The sequence below is a fragment of the Pandoraea anapnoica genome (assembly GCF_902459765.1).
In the GTDB taxonomy this organism is placed as follows: Bacteria; Pseudomonadota; Gammaproteobacteria; order Burkholderiales; family Burkholderiaceae; genus Pandoraea; species Pandoraea anapnoica.
Window position 1 is genome coordinate 124,172 of record NZ_CABPSP010000007.1, and the last position, 17,621, is coordinate 141,792.

Genomic DNA, 17,621 nt, shown 5'->3' on the forward strand with positions numbered 1-17,621 from the left:
ATAGCGCCGTTGTGCGCTGTCCACTGTCGTTTCCGCTCTCGCTCCCGATTCCCCTCTATCGCCGTCTCATGTCCCAGTCTGCTCCGTCCGCTACCCATTCCCCGTCGCCGTTGTTCGATCAGGTGCGTTTCGTGCTCAACGAGACGAGTCATCCGGGTAACGTCGGCTCGGCCGCGCGTGCGATCAAGACGATGGGTTTTGGCCGACTGGTGCTGGCTGCGCCGCGTGCCGGGGCTGACGTGCTGTGCGATCCGGAAGCGATCGCGCTTGCCAGCGGTGCCGACGACGTGCTCGCCAACACGCTGATCGTGCCCGATCTCGTCACGGCATTGCAGGGCGTGAGTTGGGCCGTGGCGCTCTCTGCGCGCTCACGAGAGTACGGGCCGCCGAACGCCGAGCCGCGCGAGAGTGCGGCCATCGCTGTGCAACATGCGGGGCAGGGCGAAGCGGTGGCGTTCGTGTTCGGCAGCGAGCGTACCGGTTTGTCGAATGTGGACGTGGACCGGTGTAATGCGCTCGTGCACATTCCCGCTAACCCGGTCTATAGCTCGCTCAATCTTTCGCAGGCCGTGCAGCTGATCGCCTGGGAAATGCGCATGGCGTGTCTGGCGCAGGAGCGCGGTCACGCGCCAAAGGTCGTAATGGTGGCGCCACCGGTCGCCGATGCCGCTTCGCATGACGCGCTGGCGACACGCGACGATGTCGAAGGCATGCTCACGCATCTGGAGCGCGCGCTCGTCGAACTCGATTTTCTCGACCCCGACAATCCCAAGAAGCTGATGACGCGATTGCGTCGTCTGTTCGCGAAGAGCCATCTGGAGCGCGAGGAAGTCAACATCCTGCGTGGCATCTCGAAGCACATTCTGGAGCGCAAGGTGCGCCGCTGATGGCTGCAAATATCGCGAAAACGCCCTACAATCGTGACTCATATGCTTATACGCCTTTCGCGGATATGAATCGTTTGCGCCAGCGTTGCGCCGCCTCTCTGCCTTACCACGTCCACTGTTGTTAGCCCCGCGCTGACCTGCGTGACGCGTTGCCTCGTCGGCGTGCGTCACCGCTTCGCTGCGTCGCAATGCGCCGCCTGCCACGGCCGACGCACTGCATATCGCTGCATTCCTGCACACCCGGAATCACCCGCTAATACGCGACGATCCGTCCCCAAGACGGCCGGACGCCGCACGACAGGACAGAACTCAGGCTTATGTTCACTCGTCTTCGCGAAGATATCGCCGCCATCCGGCAAAAGGACCCGGCTGCCCGTAGCAACTGGGAAGTCTTCACTTGCTATCCCGGCCTGCATGCCGTGATGTTGCATCGGGTGGCTCATCGTTGCTGGACGTCGGGTTTCAAATGGTGCGGACGCTACATCTCGCAATATGCTCGCTTTCTGACCGGCATCGAGATTCATCCGGGTGCGACGCTGGGCCGGCGCGTCTTCATCGATCACGGCATGGGCGTGGTGATCGGGGAGACGGCGGTGATCGGCGACGACTGCACGATCTATCAGGGTGTGACGCTCGGGGGCACGTCGCTCGCGCGCGGCGCGAAGCGTCATCCGACCTTGGAAGCGGGCGTGATCGTGGGGGCGGGGGCGAAGGTGCTCGGTGGCTTTACGGTGGGCGAGGGCGCGAAGATCGGTTCGAACGCGGTGGTGGTCAAGCCGGTACCGGCGGGTGGCACGGCGGTGGGCAACCCGGCGCGCGTCGTGCGTCCGGGTGCGCCGCGCGAGGGCGCAAAGGCTGGCGAAGGCGAGTGTAAGCCGAATCAGCCGAATAAGCCGGAATCGCCGGAGTTCTCGGCCTACGGCATTACGCCCAACGCCGATGACCCGGTCTCGCTTGCGATTCACGGCCTGATAGAGAACGCCACGGATCAGTCGCACAAAATCGATGTCATGGTGGCGGCGCTCAACCAACTCGGCGCGCATCTCGAAGCGCTCGGTGCGAGCAAGATCGACACTGCGGAACTGCGCAAGCTGGGCAAGGAAATTCAGGATATGTGACGCGGTGGACCCTTGTGTCGACGTCTCTGATCCAAACAAAAACGGCTCGTCAGCAACGAGCCGTTTTTACATCTCAACGCTTATGTCGCAGAGGGCGCGAGGTCGATGGCCCGCAAGCCGTGCGCGTCCCATTGCAGATAGCCGCCGCGTGGGGGATCCAAATCGAATTCCCAGTCGGGCAGGACCCAGCGTACGCGTCTCCCGTCGACGTGACGTGCCGGACGATGCGTGTGGCCGTGCACCAGCGTGCGCTCGCCTGCGGCGTCGAGCAGCGCGGCGATGGCATTGGCGTTGGCGTCGGCGTAGGCCATGCGATGTGCGCCCTTGGCGGCGCTGCGTCGGCGGATGCGATCCGCAATCCCCATGCGCATGCGCAGCGGCAACGTCAGGAAAAAGGCTTTGCCGAGCGGTGAATGCGCAACGCGGCGAAAGCGCTGATAACCCACATCGTCGGTGCACAGCTGGTCGCCGTGGCTGAGCACGAGCGCCTGGCCGAGAAACGAGAACACGCAGGGATCGTCGAGCATGACCGCGCCCGCCGCGCGCGCGAAGCGCTTGCCCAGCAGGAAGTCGCGATTGCCGCGCATCACTGCGATGGGCACGCCGCTGGCCGAGAGTGCCGCCATCGCGGCCGTCATGCGGCGCGCAAACACGCCGAGCGGTTCGCTGGCGGGCGGGGCCGAAGCGGCAGGAGCGGACGCGGGTTCGGTGTCGCGGTCGGCATCGAGCATGTCGTCGCCGATCCAGTATTCGAACAGATCGCCGAGGATGAAAAGGATGGACGCTTCACGCGCGGGGCCGCGCAGGAAGTCTTCGAAGACTTGCACCGTCTGCGGCAGGGCCGGCGAGAGGTGAAGATCGGAAATGAAAAGCGCGGGCCCGTCGCCCCGTGGTGTTACGGGGCATTGCGGGCACCGCGCAGTCGATACTGGCATCGAGTGTCGCAGTTCGCGTGAGGGCGCTTACGCGACGATCACAGCCTTCTCGATCACGACGTCCTCAACCGGCACGTCCTGATGAAAGCCCTTCGAACCGGTCTTCACGCCCTTGATGGCGTCGACCACTTCCTGGCCTTCGACGACCTTGCCGAACACGGCGTAACCCCAGCCTTGCGGCGTGGGCGAGCTGTGGTTCAGGAAGTCGTTGTCGTTCACGTTGATGAAGAACTGGGCGGTGGCCGAGTGCGGATCGTTCGTGCGGGCCATGGCCAGCGTGTACTTGTCGTTCTTCAGGCCGTTGTTGGCTTCGTTTTCGATGGTCGCTTCGGTCGGCTTTTGCTTCATGCCGGCTTCGAAACCGCCACCCTGAATCATGAAGCCGTTGATGACGCGGTGAAACACCGTGCCGTCATAGAAACCGTTCTTGACGTAATTCAGGAAGTTCTCGACCGTCTTCGGTGCCTTGGCTGCGTCGAGTTCGATGCGAATGACGCCGTGATTGGTGTGCAGTTCAACCATGATGCTTTCCTTCTAATGAAATGATCCCGGCGGGCCGGAGGATTTTCAGCGTTTGACGACGCTGGCCGATTCGATCACGACCGTCGTGGAGGGCACGTCGGAATACATGCCCTTGCGGGTCGTGGCCACACCCTTGATCTTCTCGACCGTGTCCATGCCGGACACCACCTTGCCGAATACCGTATAGCCGAAGCCATCCGGGTTGGGGTAATCCAGTGACGCATTATCCTTCACATTGATAAAGAATTGCGCGGTCGCGGAGTTCGGATCGGAGGTGCGGGCCATGGCGATGGTGCCGACGGTGTTCTTCAGGCCGTTCTTCGATTCGCTGGGAATGGGCCCGTGCGTGGGTTTCTGGTCCATGTTCGGAGTGAAACCGCCGCCCTGAATCATGAAGCCGTTGATCACGCGATGGAAGATCGTGCCGTTGTAGAAGCCATCGTTGACGTACTGAAGGAAGTTCTCGACCGTCTTCGGTGCTGCCTTCGGGTTAACTTCGACCACGAAATTGCCGAGCGACGTCTTGAATTGCACCTGCGGCTGCGCGTTCTGCGCAAAGGCGGGCAGGCTTGCGCCCGTCAGGGCCGCGGCCGCCACCACGGTGGCAACGCTGCCGAGCATGGCGCGACGCAGGCGATTCGGAAAGGACATGCGTGTCTCCCTGTATCGATGAGAAGGGGGAATGAGGAACGGAGTTCGAGTCGCTAGCCCGGGCTTAGTTGCCCGACTTGCCGATGTTTTTCACTGCGGCGTCTTCGCCGGGCTTTTGCGGCGACGGCGTCTGACTGACAGGCGCGGCGCGTTGCGGGGTCAGCATATTGGACAGCAGCTTTTCGCGGTTCGACACGCGGGCCGTCGGCGCGAGCTTCAGAGATTTCTGATAAGCCTGCTGCGCGAGCTTGGCGTAGATGTCGCCCAGATTCGAATACGCGACGGCGAAGTTCGGGTTGTTGCGAATCGCGCTTTCGAGAGCGGCACGCGCCTTGTCGTACTCCCCGGCCTGCGCGTAGAGCGCGGCCAGGTTGTTGAACGGCTCGGGCAGTTCCGGGAAGTCCTGCGTGAGCGCCGTGAAGGCGTCGATGGCTTCCGCATTACGGCCCATTTCCATCAGCACACGACCGCGCGTGAAGCGCACCTGCGCGTCGCGCGGGTATTGCTTCAGATGCTCGTCGATCTTGGTCAGGGCGTCGTTGAACTTGTCCGCATCGACCAGCTTGTTGATGGTCGATTCGCTCGCTTGCTGCGGCGTTTGCAGCGGTTTGGGCGGGGGCGGATCGGTGATGGCCTGCGCGCCGGCGGGCAGTGCGAACAGCGCGCTGGCTACGCCGAGCGTCGCGGCCGCGAGCGTGAGCGCGCGTGCGCTGCGCGAGACAGCGGCGAGCGGGCGCACATGGGAAAGAAGGCGCGAAGGAACGTGCGTCAGGGGAGACAAAAGTGACCGGCTTCGTTGCGTCATAGTGGGTGCTTGGGATACCTGAGAGGTGCGCAAGAGATGCTATACTCGGCCGCATTCTAACAAAACACCTGCGCCCGGCCCGCGCCATTTCTCGATGTGGCGGTGGAGGCGGTTCGCAGGTTCGTTTTTTCTACCGCACGGCGCGCAGCCCGCCTCGCGATATCGCTCTCGTTTCACACGGGGATATCGTCGCAGCGTCCAGCGCTGTTGCCGCCCGGTCAAGCGCATATCTATGGATTCACTCCGTGTCTACAACTCGCTCGCGCGAGATAAACAGTCGTTCACACCCCTCGTTCCCGGCGAAGTTCGCATGTATGTCTGTGGGATGACGGTGTACGACTACTGTCACATTGGTCATGCGCGCGTGATGGTGGTGTTCGACATGGTGCAGCGCTGGTTGCGCACGCTCGGCTATCGTGTGACGTACGTGCGCAACATCACGGATATCGACGACAAGATCATCAAGCGCGCAGTCGAGAACGGCGAGACCATGCGCGAGCTGACTACGCGTTTCATTGCTGCAATGCACGAAGACGCCGATGCGCTCGGCGTCCAGCGTCCCGACCATGAACCGCGTGCGACCGACTTCATTCCCCAGATGGTCGATATGATCGGCACGTTGCAACGCAACGGCTACGCCTATCAGGCCGAAGATGGCGACGTGAACTATGCCGTGCGCAAGTTCTCGACGTACGGGAAGTTGTCGGGTAAGTCCATCGAAGACCTACGTGCGGGTGAGCGCGTGGCGGCCAATACGGCGAAGCAGGATCCGCTCGACTTCGTGTTGTGGAAGCGCGCGAAGGACACCGAGCCGGACGAGTCGAAATGGGCGTCGCCGTGGGGTGCTGGCCGTCCGGGCTGGCACATCGAGTGCTCTGCCATGAGCTGCCAGCTGCTCGGCAACCATTTCGACATTCACGGCGGCGGTGCGGATCTGCAATTCCCCCATCACGAGAACGAGATCGCGCAGAGCGAAGGGGCGACGGGCGAGACGTTCGTCAATTACTGGATGCACAACGGCTTCGTGCGCGTGGACAACGAGAAGATGTCCAAGTCGCTCGGCAACTTCTTCACCATTCGTGAAGTGCTGGCGAAGTTCGACGCGGAAGTCGTGCGCTTCTTCATTCTGCGCGCCCAGTATCGCAGTCCGCTCAACTACAGCGATGCCCATCTGGACGACGCGCGCGGCGGTCTGACGCGTCTGTACACGGCGCTCAAGGATGCGGTGGGCGACGGTGCGCCGCTGGACTGGAACGAGCCGTTTGCGCAGCGATTTGCCGCCGCGATGAACGACGACTTCAACACGCCGGTCGCCATTTCGGTGTTGTTCGAGCTGGCCGGTGAAATCAACAAGCAGCGCGATCCTGTGCTGGTGCGTCAGTTGCATGGGCTGGCGGCGACGCTGGGCCTGCTCGGCCGCGATCCGCAATCGTTCCTGCAAGGGGCGACGGGCGTTGATGAGGCGGGCGATGGCGATGCACTGCGTGCGTCGGTCGAGGCGCGTATCGAAGCGCGTGCTCAGGCCAAGCGCGAGCGTAATTTTGCGGAAGCCGATCGCATTCGTGCCGAATTGCTGGCCGAGGGGATCGTGCTGGAAGACCGTCCCGGAGGCGCCACCGAATGGCGTCGTGCCTGAGCGCGACGCATCGAGGCAAAACACTCATGGTGACTCGTAAATCCGTAGCCGCGAAGGTCGCAACCGGGACCCCGGCGGCCAAGCGTTCGGCAAAAGGTTCGACGACGGCGAAACCGGTGTCGGCACCGGTCGACGGCGCGCGTCGCAGTCCGCTGAAGTCGACCGGCTCAATCGCGTCGACCGCAACGCGGACGGCGACCGTCAAGCCGACGATCAAGCCAGCAGGCAAGACGGCGGCGAGCAAGACAGCGAAGGCACCTGCGAAGTCGTCCGGCGTGGGCGCAGCCCGCAAGGCGTCGGTGTCGAAGGCCGGGCCGGTCGTCGCAAAGAAGGCGGCTTCGAAGGCGCCTGTGAAGACCCCGCGCAAGACCTCCGCGAAACCGGACGCGTCCAGCGCGGCCACCACGCGGCGCGTTATCGCCAAGCGCGACGGCGAGACGCGCATCGTCACGCCGGAGATCGAGCGTCTCGAACATGAGATGGTCGAGCAGGCGGTGACGGGCGTTGTGCCCTTGCCGGTTGCGCCGGGCGCAACGCGTCCCGACTTCTGGGATCAGGCGTGTGCCGATCTCATGAAGCGCGACCGGATTCTCAAGAAGCTGATTCCTCAGTTTGGCCCGGCGCATCTGACCGGGCGCGGCGAGCCGTTCGTCACGCTCGCGCGCTCGATCGTCGGTCAGCAGATTTCCGTGAAGGCGGCGCAGGCCGTTTGGGATCGCGTCGTGGCGATCTGCCCGAAGCTCTCGCCGTCGCAGTTCATCAAGGTGGGGCACGATGCGCTCGCCGGCTGTGGACTGTCGCGTCGCAAGGCCGAATACATTCTCGATCTGGCGACGCATTTCAAGTCGGGTGCGTTGCATGTGGATGCATGGGCGAGCATGGACGACGAGGCAGTCATTGCCGAGCTGACCGGCATCCGCGGCATCGGCCGCTGGACGGCGGAGATGTTCCTGATGTTCAACCTGCTGCGTCCCGACGTTCTACCGCTCGACGATGTCGGGCTGATCAACGCCATCAGCGTCAACTATTTCAGCGGCGAGCCCGTCACGCGAAGCGAGGCACGCGAAGTCGCTGCCAATTGGGAGCCCTGGCGCTCCGTCGCCACGTGGTACATGTGGCGAAGTCTCGAACCGGTGCCAGTCGAATATTGATCGATACCGATCATTTACGGTTTCTATAGACGCGAGGACGTATAATCCGCGTCCATTCCGTCTCATCCAGTCATTTTTGACGGCTATTGCGGATCGGCAGGCGATGAAAGTTGCCTATCTCATCCGGGTAGACGTTACCGGCGGTACAATACGCTGCCGCATTTCCGGGGAAACCTGATGAAGAACACCTTTTTGGATTTTGAACAGCCGATCGCCGAACTCGACGCGAAGATTGAAGAGTTGCGCTTCGTGCAAGACGATTCAGCCGTCGATATTTCCGAAGAGATCGAGCGCCTCTCCAAGAAGAGCCAGCAGCTCACCAAGGACATTTACGCAAACCTGTCGCCGTGGCAGGTTTCTCAGATCGCACGCCATCCGCAGCGTCCGTACACGCTCGATTACATCCGCGACATCTTCACCGATTTTCATGAGCTTCATGGCGACCGTACCTTCTCGGACGATCACGCCATTGTGGGCGGCATGGCGCGCTTTAACGGCCAGGCCTGTATGGTCATCGGTCACCAGAAGGGTCGCGACACCAAAGAGCGCGCCATGCGCAACTTCGGCATGCCGCGTCCGGAAGGCTATCGCAAGGCCTTGCGTCTGATGAAGATGGCCGAGAAGTTCGGCCTTCCGCTCTTCACGTTCGTCGACACGCCGGGTGCCTATCCGGGCATCGATGCCGAAGAGCGCGGTCAGTCGGAAGCCATCGGTCACAACCTGTACGCGATGACCGAACTCAAGACGCCGATCATCACCACGATCATCGGTGAGGGTGGTTCGGGCGGTGCGTTGGCCGTGGCTGTCGCCGATACCGTCATGATGTTGCAGTTCTCGACGTATTCGGTGATTTCGCCGGAAGGTTGCGCATCGATTCTGTGGAAGAGCGCTGCGAAGGCCCCTGAGGCTGCCGAGGCGCTGGGCCTGACGGCACATCGTCTGAAGGCACTTGGCCTGATCGACAAGATCGTCAACGAGCCGCTGGGTGGCGCGCAACGCGATCCGCTCGGTATGGCCGGTATGCTCAAGCGTGCGCTGGCCGACTCGCTGCGTCAGTTCCAGGGCATGAGCCACAAGGAGCTGCTCGAGCGTCGTTTCGAGCGCCTGATGAGCTATGGCAAATTCAAGGAAGCCGGCACGAAGTAAAGCGCATGCCGATGCGTCGTCGCCCGTCGTGGCGATGACGCCGAATCCGATGCCTCATCACGATTCCTCTGCTGCCGCGTTCGCATCTGCCCGATGCGACGCGGCAGTTGCACATGTAGACGTCGCATTACGTCTTGCATTGACGGCGCACGTCCTGCCCGGTCGCGATTCCCCTGCATCGCCCACGCCACGTCTTGCACTCGCGCTCAGTGGCGGCGTCGATTCAATGGTGCTACTCGATGCGTTGGCGCATTGGGTGCAAAAGCGCCGCGAAACCGGGGCGTTAGGCGAAGCGGACGAGCCGATGCCGCAGCCGCTGGCCATCCACATTCATCACGGGCTCTCCGAGCATGCTGACGACTGGCTCGCTGTGTGCGAGCGCGAGGCGCGTCTTCGTGGGTTCGCCTTCGAAGCGCGACGCGTGAGTGTGCCGATGGATGCGCGACAAGGTATCGAAGGCGCGGCGCGTACGGCGCGATACGAAGCGCTGGCGTCGATCTGCCTGGCGCATGACGTCGATTGGTTGCTGACGGCGCATCATGCCAACGATCAGGCAGAGACCGTGCTATTGCAGATGTTGCGCGGTGCCGGGCTGCCGGGCGTGGCCGCGATGGCGTTGGAAGGTGCGTTGCCGGTCGTTGGGCATCGCTCGGATCGTGTGCGTCTGTTGCGACCGTTGCTCGACGTTTCGCGCGAGACGGTGCGTGCGTACGCCAAGGCGCGATCGCTGACGTGGGTCGAAGATCCGTCGAACGAAGATCGTCACTATTTGCGCAATGCGTTGCGTCACGACGTAATGCCTGCGATTGCGTCGCACGTGCCTGCTTATCGCGAGACGCTGGCGCGATTTGCGCGTCATGCTGCGCAGGCGCAGACATTGCTCGATCAATTGGCGCGGCTCGATTTCGAGAGGGCGCGTGCGCCGACTGTGGGCGACGACGAGCGTTTGCAGAGAACGCATTTGCAGGGCCTCGACGCGGCACGTCTGGCGAACTTGCTGCGTTACTGGACGGCACGTCGCGGCCTGGCGACGCCGCCGGAAGCGCGTCTTGATGAGTGGGTGCGTCAGATTCGTGATGCGCAGGCGGACGCGTCGCTCGAATTGCCGCATGGCGAAGCGGTGCTGCGGTTGTATCGCGACGAATTGCAGTGGACTGCGATCTACGAGACGGCGGATCCGGACGATGTGGCGTCCGACGTCGTGCTGCGCTGGGCGGGTGAGCGCGAGTGGCATTTGCCGCAGTGGAAGGGCAGCATCGTCTTCACACCGGTGAGCGGCGATGAAGAGGCGTCGGGGAGCATCGACGAGCGGGTGTTGCGCGCATCGGCGTTAGTCGCAAAGGCGAGGGCGGGTGGCGAGCGCTGGCGAGAGCATGCGCAGGGCCATTCGCGGTCGCTGAAGCATTGGTATCAGAGTCGAGGTGTTGCGGCGTGGTTGAGAAACGTACCGATCGTGTGGCAGGCGGGGGTGATCGTCTTCGTCCCGAGGCTGGGTGTCGACGGTGTAGCGCAGCGGGAGGAGGGTGGCCCGCGATGGGCGATGGAGTGGCGCGATGAGGCGTGAGCCGTCGGCGCGACGAGGTTTGAGGTTGGATTCGGAAATTTGAGTGGCGGGGATTGGTAGCGCCCTGGCGTAGCGACTTTCAGTGGAGCCTAGTCGGGTGCTGCCAATCCCCGCTGCCCGGAAGGTTGAGAGGGCTGGACGGCAAGAGGTCGGGGCGAAAAACCTGTGTGTTCCTCGGCTCAAGGGGATTGAGCCGAGCCCAATGAACAACGAGGCACCGCCGACTAAAACTTCCGCGAAATTCAGCATAACCTGCTGCCGGATGCGGCTTCGTGGGTTCATCGCAGCGCAATGTGCGCCAAACCGACGCCAACGCGATACATTCGTGCGATAATCAAAAGTTCCGCGAATCGAAACGTCACCGATACCCATGAAGGGGTATCCGCGCAGGATTCATAAACGGTTTTAAATCAATGTGTTAGCAATGTTATGGCTCTGATCGTACACAAATACGGCGGCACGTCGATGGGCTCGGTGGAGCGCATCAAGAATGTCGCCAAGCGCGTGGCCAAGTGGCACAAGGCCGGTCACAAGATGGTGGTGGTGCCGTCGGCGATGTCCGGCGAGACCAATCGTCTGCTGGGCCTGGCCAAAGAGATTTCGGCCAATCCGGATCCGCGCGAACTCGACGCCATTGCCGCCACGGGCGAGCAAGTGAGCGTTGGCCTGCTGGCGATGGCCCTCAAAGAGGCCGGCGTCGATGCCGTGAGCTACGCCGGCTGGCAAGTACCGATCAAGACCGACAGCGCTTTCACCAAAGCTCGCATTTCGGAAATCGACGACAAGCGCGTCATGGCCGATCTCGATGCCGGCCGCGTGGTCGTCATCACCGGTTTTCAGGGGATCGATCCGAACGGCAACGTGACCACGCTCGGTCGCGGCGGCTCGGACACCTCGGCGGTAGCGGTCGCTGCCGCGCTCAAGGCTGACGAGTGCCTGATCTACACCGACGTCGATGGCGTGTACACGACGGACCCGCGTGTGGTCGACGAGGCTCGCCGCCTCGACAAGGTGACCTTCGAAGAGATGCTGGAAATGGCCAGCCTCGGTTCCAAGGTGCTGCAGATCCGCTCGGTGGAGTTCGCCGGCAAGTACCAAGTCAAGACTCGCGTGTTGTCGAGCCTGACTGACCCGATGATCGCGCTCGACGAAGAAGCGCGCTCGGGCACGCTGATTACTTTTGAGGAAGACGAACAAATGGAAAAGGCCATCATCTCGGGTATCGCATTCCAGCGCGACGAGGCCAAGATCACCGTGCGTGGCGTGCCGGATCGCCCGGGCATTGCGTACCAGATTCTCGGCCCGATCGCCGACGCGAACATCGATGTCGACATGATCATCCAGAACCTGAGCGTCGAGGGTAAGACCGACTTCACGTTCACCGTACCGCGCGGCGACTACCAACGCGCCATGACGCTGCTGCAAAGCGACGTGCAAGGCCATATCGGCGCTGCCGAAGTCATCGGTGACCCGAAGGTGTCGAAGGTGTCGATCGTTGGCGTGGGCATGCGCTCGCACGTGGGTATCGCCAGCAAAGCGTTCCGCACGCTGTCGGAAGAGGGCATCAACATCCAGCTGATCTCCACGTCCGAGATCAAGATCTCGGTGCTGATCGACGAGAAGTACATGGAGCTCGCCGTGCGCGCGCTGCATAAGGCTTTCGAACTCGATCAGGCGTAATCGATCGTAGCGGATCGCCAGCCGTCGCTTCGGACGGCAAAAAGACGTGCCGCATGTGAGCGTGATGCATGCGGCGCGTAACGGAATTTTCGGGTAGCGATGCGGGAAAATTCCCGTGTACGTGTCCGGTGCGTGACAGGTACGCAAAAAAAGTTGGGTTTCGATGCGGATAATGTTTGACGGCATCGAGAACAGCCGGTAGTATCACGGTCTCGTCGCATCACCTCCCTGGTGCGACGACAAGTTTGGGAGACGTGGCCGAGAGGTCGAAGGCACTCCCCTGCTAAGGGAGCATCTGGGCCAAAACCTGGATCGAGGGTTCGAATCCCTCCGTCTCCGCCAAGTCGCCTTGGCGGAACACCCCCGGCTCTTCGCGGAGAGCCGGGGGTTTTTTCTTTCCAGAGTTCGCGCGTTGGCGATACCTCGCGCGTCGATATCCTCTCTTCTTCGAGCGAGAACAACCATGTCGACTGTCACTACCGATTCCGGCCTGCAATACGAAGACCTGCAAGTGGGCGATGGCGCTGAAGCCACCCCGGGCAAGACCGTGACCGTGCATTACACGGGCTGGCTCACCGACGGCAAGAAATTCGATTCCAGCAAAGACCGTAACGATCCGTTCGCCTTCGTGCTTGGCGGCGGCATGGTCATTCGCGGTTGGGACGAAGGGGTTGCCGGCATGAAGGTTGGTGGCAAGCGCAAACTCATTATTCCTGCCGAACTTGGCTACGGTGCACGCGGTGCAGGCGGCGTGATCCCGCCGAACGCCACCCTGGTCTTCGAGGTCGATCTGTTGGACGTCTGAAGCATCGAAACGCCGCCCGAACTACACTGAGGCGGCACAGTCGAAGCAACAGACACCCCCGGTGCCTCGCAGGCACCGGGGGTGTTGTCTTTTGGAGTTCAATACATATGTGCCGACGTTACGAGCGTGGGTTGCACAAAGGAGCCTTTACGAGGTGTCTCACTCTGTAAGTCCGCTTTCCCCCAGGTCCCCTGTGTCGAGATTCTGGTTCCCCTTCTCGCTGGTGCTCTTCGAGTTCGCGGTCTACATCTCGAACGATATGATCATGCCTGGTATGCCGCTCGTCACGCGCGAGTTCGGCGCGTCTGCGGAAATGACTACACTGGCGCTGACCGCCGCCATGCTCGGCAATGCGAGTCTGCAGTGGTTGCTCGGCCCGCTCGCCGACCGCTTCGGTCGCCGTCGTGTGCTGCTCTCCGGCCTCGTCATGTTCATCGTCGCATGTCTCGCGGTGCACTACGTGCAGACGATGCCGCAATTCATTGCGCTGCGCTTTCTGCAAGGCATGGGCTGCTGCTTCGTGCTGACGGTGGGGTACCCGACGGTGCATGAGGCGTTCGAGGAAAAGACTGCCGTGCGTGTGATGGCGCTCATGGCGAACGTGTCGTTGCTCTCGCCGCTGTTCGGGCCACTCGCCGGTGCTGCTGTTGTGTCGTTCTGGCCGTGGCGCAGCATCTTCTGGCTGATTGCCATCGTCGCGGTGTTCTCGTTCGTCGGGTTGTATCGCACGATGCCGGAGCTGTCGCGTCACGATCGTAATGCGCTGAATGCCAAGCAACTTTGGGCGGGGTACAAGCTGCCGCTTTCCAGTGGACGATTCTGGCGCGGCGCGGTGCTCACGGGGCTGGCAGTGACGCCATTGCTCACGTGGATCGCACTGGGGCCGGTGTTCCTGATCGAGCGCGCAGGGCTGTCGCAGATGCAGTACGCCATGCTGCAAGTGCCGGTGTTCGCTGCGCTGATTCTCGGCAATGTGCTGCTCGCGCGTCAGGTGGGGCGCTGGTCGAACGGGCGTCTGCTGGCGACCGGCGTGGCGGCCATGCTGATCGGCGCGGCGGTGTCGCTCGTCGGCACTGCCATCTTCGCGCCTGGCTATCCGGCGCTGCTCATCGGCACGACGCTACACGCGTTCGGCATGGGTATGTGTTACGGCGTGGTGTATCGCCAGTCGCTGTTCGCCGTCGATAGTCCCAACAGGGCAACGGTCGCAGGCATGCTCAGCATGATCACCATCGTTGTGGCCGTGGCCGTGATCGAAGCGATGAAGTTCGCTTACCTGCATTTCGGTGATGCCGCGCTTGGCATCGGTGCGATGCTGGCGGCGGCGCTCGTGGCCGTGCTCGCGGCGAATTTCGTCCCGCCGCCCACGCAGGACGCGCTCGCGCAGCCCGCGCGAAAGGCGTAGTGCCGACGTAGTGTCGACGGTTCCATTCGTCACAATGAAAAACGCCAGCGAACACGATTCGCTGGCGTTTTTTTATAGGTGACGGATTTGTCGTCAAGGCACGCGATCAACCATGCGCGCGTTAGTCGGCCACCGTTTCCGCATGCGTGTCCGTCGCTGCGCCGCTCTGGGTCGGTGCGTTCGCGGATGGCATGCCCGACGGCGGCACGGCCGTCGACGCCAGTGCCGAAGGCTTGGGCGTCGCATAGTAGTCGCGCTCCCACTTCTCGTGATTGGTCTTGGCTTGCTGCAACTCGGGTGTGAGTGGGGCAAACGACAGCAGCAGCTTGTTGAGCCACGACACGGGCGCTTTGCAAGGACGCTCGAAGTCGACGAACAGCACCACGCGCGTCTCGTCGGTGTCGTTGTGTACCTGATGCTCGTAGGCGTCGTCGAAGATCACAGCGCGATTCGCTTGCCAGACGTAGCGTTGTCCATCGACCTCGATCCAGCATTTCTCGCGCTCGCGCGGCACTTTCAATGCCAGATGCAGCCGCAGCACGCCGTTATACGGGCCGCGATGCAGGGGAATCTTCTTGCCCGGCGACAGAATCGAGAAGAAAGCCGTGCGAAGGCCCGGAATGCCATCGAGGGCGGCGGCAGTCGCCGGACAGCGGGCGAGGTTGCGCTCGGCACGCATGCCGTAACCGAGGAAGACGAATGTCTGCCACTGATGGTCTTGCGTGATGGTGGCGACGTCGGGAGAGATCTCGTGGAACGCGGGCAGACGTCCCGGTGTGGCGAGTACGGCTTCGAGTTCGCGGGCGATGGCCGGTGCCTGCGCCTCGATCGCTTCGACCCAGGGGAACTGGGCTTTATCGAAAATGGGCTTGTCGCCAACCAGCGAGTGACGGGCAATACTGCGTTGCGCCGCTTCCACACACTGAAAGAAAAATTTGGCCAGCCAGCGGGGCAGGGTACGGTTGGGGTTCTGCACGGGCGATCGTGTGGCACTCAACGTCGGGCTCCAGGGCGGAAATGAGGGAACCGGGCCGGCGAGCCAGTGTCTTTCAGTGCGGTGAACGCCGGGCTTTTGGGTACAATTGTCGCGCGGTCCGGCCGTGACGCCAAGCCTCATGCGGGAAATGTGCGTGAGGGAGTGGTTACGGGATGTTTCGGGCGGATCGAAGGGGTGGGGGCTGGATGCGTCCGGACCCCGGGCAGGCTGGCGCTGGCCGACCAACACAGGAGACGCATGAACGCGCGCACAACACGGCATCCACACACGACCCGGGGCTCGCTCCGCAGTTTCGTGACCTCTCTGGCGTCAGCGCTTGTCCCGACGCCGCGCGCCGATCTCGCTGTCTCTTCCGTTCGTGTCGTACGCTTTGGCTTCCGGCGCATTTCCCGAGTACTCACGGCGTCGCGTACCGCGCCCGTCGCGGCAGCACTGGCCGCCGGTCTGCTGGCGACGTCCCCGGCGCACGCGAAATACGCCATCGCCCAGTACGGCGAGCCGAAGTATCCGCAGGGCTTCACCCACTTCGATTACGTCAATCCCGATGCGCCGCGCGGCGGCACGTTGACGCTCGCGAACCCCGATCGCCGCACCAGCTTCGATAAATTCAATCCATTCACGTTGCGAGGCACGTCCGCGCCGGGGGTGTCGGGTCTCATGTTCGAGACGCTCGGCATCGGCAGTGCCGACGAGCCCGCGACCGTCTATGGTCTACTCGCCGACGACATCGCCGTCGCGCCCGACGGCACCTCCGTCACGTTCCACCTCAACCCGGCGGCGCGCTTCAACAACGGCGACCCGGTCACGGCGCAGGACGTCAAATATTCCTTCGACACGCTGATGAGCCCGCAGTCGGCGCCCGGCTTCAAAGTGATGCTTGCTGACGTGAAGGGCGTGAGCGTGCTCGACAACCGTCGCGTGCGGTTCGATTTCAAACGTGTGAGCCCCGATCTGCCGTTGCTCGTGGCGTCGGTGCCTGTCTTCTCGCCCAAGTGGAACTTGGGGGCGGACGGTAAGAAGAAGGCGTTCGATGCGTTGACCTTCGAGCGTCCAGTGGCGAGTGGTCCCTATCTGATCGAATCGTACGACGGCGGGCGTCGCATCACCTTCCGGCGCGATCCGAAGTACTGGGGCAACGACCTGCCGGTGCGACGTGGCACGTACAACTTCGAGCGCATCGTCTACAAGCTGTACTCCGACGACATCGTGCGGCTCGAAGGCTTCAAGGCGGGCGAGTTCGACGCGATCACCGAATACCGTGCCCGGAGTTGGGTGCGCAGTTACGTCGGCAAGCGCTTCAAAGATGGTGAGCTGATCAAGCGTGAGTTCTCGCACCACAACGCGGCGGGTATGCAGGGCTTCATCGTGAATACGCGCCGCGACTTGTTCAAAGATGTGCGCGTGCGAAAGGCGCTCGATCTCGCGCTCGACTATCAGTGGCTTAACCGTCAACTGTTCTACAACCAGTATCAGCGCATCTACAGCTACTTCACGAACAGCGACCTCGCTGCACGCGGCGTGCCCAGCGAGGCGGAGTTGAAGCTGCTCGAACCGCTGCGCAAGAAGCTCGACCCGGCGGTGTTCGGGCCGATGGTCGTGCAACCGACGACGACGCCGCCCGCGAGCCTGCGCGATAACCTGCGCGAGGCACGAGAACTGCTGGCGCAGGCGGGCTGGACGTATCGCGACGGCGCGCTGCGTAACGCGAAGGGCGAGCCGTTCGTCTTCGAATTTCTCGACGATGGCGGGGCGATGGGGCCGGTGGCGTCGGCGTATGCCCGCAATCTCGCGAAGCTCGGCATCACACTCAATTTCCGCCAGAGCGATTTCGCGCTCTATCAAAAGCGCATCGAGACGTTCGACTTCGACATGATCTCGCTGCGTTATCCCGATTCGCAGATCCCCGGCACCGAACTGCTTGACCGCTTCGGCAGCCAGTCGGCGAACGTGGATGGGTCGGACAACGTGATCGGCCTGAAGGATCCGGCGGTCGATTCGCTGCTTGGTAGCCTCGTGCGCGCGCATGACTACGACGATCTCGTCGCCGCGGCACGTGCGCTCGACCGGGTGCTGATGCATGGTTATTACATCGTGCCGCACTGGTTCTCGTCGACGCATCGCATGGCGTACAAACGCAATCTGCAATTCCCGGAAAAATTGCCGTTGTACTTCACCGCTGAAGGCTGGCTCGTCTCGATGTGGTGGGATGGCGGCGCGAAGGCGGCAAAGGGTGAGGCGCAAGGCGCGCCGACCCCGGCAACTTCAGCAGACTCGGCAGCCTCAGCAGCTTCAGCAGCTTCGAAAGGAGTGACCCGTTAA

At 62.5% G+C, this 17,621-nt stretch carries 15 protein-coding genes and 1 tRNA gene; 11 read left to right on the forward strand and 5 right to left on the reverse strand.

All coding sequences use genetic code 11. The annotated features are described in order from the left end of the window. Nucleotides 1–68: 68 nt before the first annotated feature. Entirely contained in the window at nucleotides 69–887 is an 819-nt protein-coding gene (locus PAN31117_RS13205; protein ID WP_150738590.1) for an RNA methyltransferase, read from the forward strand. A 317-nt stretch (nucleotides 888–1,204) separates the two neighbouring features. Next, the gene (cysE, locus tag PAN31117_RS13210) at nucleotides 1,205–2,005 is read left to right on the forward strand and encodes a serine O-acetyltransferase (protein WP_150738591.1); all 801 of its coding nucleotides are present in this window, start codon (nucleotides 1,205–1,207) and stop codon (nucleotides 2,003–2,005) included. Between the two features lie 80 nt (nucleotides 2,006–2,085). Here the strand turns inward: cysE and PAN31117_RS13215 are convergent, their stop codons facing one another. The 4 genes from PAN31117_RS13215 to PAN31117_RS13230 form a co-directional block, all read right to left on the reverse strand. Next, entirely contained in the window at nucleotides 2,086–2,940 is an 855-nt protein-coding gene (locus tag PAN31117_RS13215; RefSeq protein WP_150738592.1) for a UDP-2,3-diacylglucosamine diphosphatase, read from the reverse strand. Nucleotides 2,941–2,967: 27 nt separating this feature from the next. Beyond that, a complete protein-coding gene (locus PAN31117_RS13220; RefSeq protein ID WP_150738593.1) occupies nucleotides 2,968–3,462 on the reverse strand; it encodes a peptidylprolyl isomerase in 495 nt (164 codons plus the stop codon). Between the two features lie 45 nt (nucleotides 3,463–3,507). After that, a complete protein-coding gene (locus PAN31117_RS13225; RefSeq protein WP_150738695.1) occupies nucleotides 3,508–4,083 on the reverse strand; it encodes a peptidylprolyl isomerase in 576 nt (191 codons plus the stop codon). A gap of 94 nt (nucleotides 4,084–4,177) precedes the next feature. Further along, entirely contained in the window at nucleotides 4,178–4,894 is a 717-nt protein-coding gene (locus PAN31117_RS13230; RefSeq protein WP_246189063.1) for a tetratricopeptide repeat protein, read from the reverse strand. A gap of 256 nt (nucleotides 4,895–5,150) precedes the next feature. Between PAN31117_RS13230 and cysS the strand changes: the two genes are divergently transcribed. The 8 genes from cysS (at nucleotide 5,151) to PAN31117_RS13270 (ending at nucleotide 14,305) form a co-directional block, all read left to right on the forward strand. Continuing rightward, nucleotides 5,151–6,554: a cysteine--tRNA ligase gene (cysS, locus tag PAN31117_RS13235; RefSeq protein ID WP_150738595.1), complete on the forward strand. Its 1,404-nt coding sequence runs from the start codon at nucleotides 5,151–5,153 to the stop codon at nucleotides 6,552–6,554. A gap of 26 nt (nucleotides 6,555–6,580) precedes the next feature. Next, nucleotides 6,581–7,705 (forward strand): endonuclease III domain-containing protein, encoded by a 1,125-nt coding sequence (locus tag PAN31117_RS13240; protein WP_150738596.1) that lies wholly within the window; start codon nucleotides 6,581–6,583, stop codon nucleotides 7,703–7,705. Between the two features lie 177 nt (nucleotides 7,706–7,882). Continuing rightward, nucleotides 7,883–8,851, forward strand: coding sequence for an acetyl-CoA carboxylase carboxyltransferase subunit alpha (locus tag PAN31117_RS13245; RefSeq protein WP_150738597.1), 969 nt, complete (start codon nucleotides 7,883–7,885; stop codon nucleotides 8,849–8,851). A 49-nt stretch (nucleotides 8,852–8,900) separates the two neighbouring features. After that, nucleotides 8,901–10,415 (forward strand): tRNA lysidine(34) synthetase TilS, encoded by a 1,515-nt coding sequence (gene tilS / locus PAN31117_RS13250; RefSeq protein ID WP_281349173.1) that lies wholly within the window; start codon nucleotides 8,901–8,903, stop codon nucleotides 10,413–10,415. 429 nt (nucleotides 10,416–10,844) lie between these two features. Next, nucleotides 10,845–12,095: an aspartate kinase gene (locus PAN31117_RS13255; protein ID WP_150576832.1), complete on the forward strand. Its 1,251-nt coding sequence runs from the start codon at nucleotides 10,845–10,847 to the stop codon at nucleotides 12,093–12,095. Nucleotides 12,096–12,343: 248 nt separating this feature from the next. Next, nucleotides 12,344–12,437 (forward strand) — tRNA-Ser (locus tag PAN31117_RS13260). Nucleotides 12,438–12,558: 121 nt separating this feature from the next. Continuing rightward, on the forward strand, nucleotides 12,559–12,900 hold the full coding sequence (locus tag PAN31117_RS13265) for an FKBP-type peptidyl-prolyl cis-trans isomerase (protein WP_039399124.1): 342 nt from the start codon (nucleotides 12,559–12,561) through the stop codon (nucleotides 12,898–12,900). Nucleotides 12,901–13,093: 193 nt separating this feature from the next. Then, nucleotides 13,094–14,305, forward strand: coding sequence for an MFS transporter (locus tag PAN31117_RS13270; protein WP_150738599.1), 1,212 nt, complete (start codon nucleotides 13,094–13,096; stop codon nucleotides 14,303–14,305). A 121-nt stretch (nucleotides 14,306–14,426) separates the two neighbouring features. Here PAN31117_RS13270 and PAN31117_RS13275 read toward each other — a convergent pair whose 3' ends face one another. Beyond that, complete coding sequence (locus PAN31117_RS13275; protein ID WP_370855758.1) at nucleotides 14,427–15,260, reverse strand: aspartyl/asparaginyl beta-hydroxylase domain-containing protein; 834 nt, start codon at nucleotides 15,258–15,260, stop codon at nucleotides 14,427–14,429. A gap of 279 nt (nucleotides 15,261–15,539) precedes the next feature. On the opposite strand from PAN31117_RS13275, the gene PAN31117_RS13280 reads away from it, so the two are divergent. Beyond that, on the forward strand, nucleotides 15,540–17,621 hold the full coding sequence (locus PAN31117_RS13280; RefSeq protein ID WP_246189065.1) for an extracellular solute-binding protein: 2,082 nt from the start codon (nucleotides 15,540–15,542) through the stop codon (nucleotides 17,619–17,621).